General features: G+C 70.3%; 2 protein-coding genes. One reads left to right on the forward strand and one right to left on the reverse strand.

Going from position 1 to position 841, the window contains the following annotated elements; translation table 11 throughout:
• On the reverse strand, positions 1 to 186 hold a 186-nt coding region (locus A5713_RS00240; RefSeq protein ID WP_156751685.1), incomplete at its 3' end, for a TetR/AcrR family transcriptional regulator.
• 143 nt (positions 187 to 329) lie between these two features.
• Between A5713_RS00240 and A5713_RS00245 the strand changes: the two genes are divergently transcribed.
• A partial coding sequence (locus A5713_RS00245) for a TetR/AcrR family transcriptional regulator (protein WP_156751686.1) occupies positions 330 to 841 on the forward strand: 512 nt, incomplete at its 3' end.

Here is an 841-nt window from a genome sequence, read left to right on the forward strand (position 1 = left end):
CTTGTTCGGAAAGTAGTTGTAGAGGCTGCCGCTGGTGACGTCGGCCGCCCGGGCGATCTCGCGAATCGTGGTGCGCGAATAGCCATTCTCGGCCACACATCGCATCGCGGCGGTGATGATGCGGGCCCGGGTCTGCTCACCGTCGGCACCCACCGGCCGACCCAATTGCGGCGGCGTGACGCTCATGCGGCGGGAAGCCCGCCGCAGCTCCGTCCATCACGCACTACGCACCTCCGCGGCGAAGCCGAAACTAATCGATCACTCGATTATATTCGACCGTGTCGGGGACCGGGAGCCGGCGGACGGGACGCGCGAGTGAGGACAGCACGGTGACGCGGGCGCAACGGGGACGTCCGGTCGGCGCCAGCGGCGAGGAGACGCGGCAGCGGATCGTCGTTGCCACCATGCGCTGCGTGGCCGAATTCGGGTACGCGGGCGCCACCATCCGTGAGATCGCCCGGGCCGCGAACGTCACCAGCGCCAGCCTCTACAACTACTTCCCGAACAAGTCCGAATTGCTGGACGCGGCCGTCGAGGACATCGAACGCATGGCGGTGCCGCGGCTGCGAGCCGCCGCCGCGGGTCCCGGCGGCGTGGTCGATCGCCTCGCGGCGGTGCTGGACGAGGCGAGCCGGCTGATGCGCGAGCATCCGCATCTGGCCGCATTCGATCGCGCGGTCCGCGCCGAAAGCAACGAGCACCCGGTTCGCGGCCGACCGGAGTATCCCGGGCTGAAGGCGTTGCGCGGCGCCGTCGCCGAGATCATCGGGGACGCCCGAACCCGGGGCGCGCTGCCCGCCGACACGGACGTGCGGGCCACGGTCGACGCCATCTACGCGCT

It is taken from the genome of Mycobacterium sp. E2497 (genome assembly GCF_001668695.1).
Taxonomy (GTDB): domain Bacteria; phylum Actinomycetota; class Actinomycetes; order Mycobacteriales; family Mycobacteriaceae; genus Mycobacterium.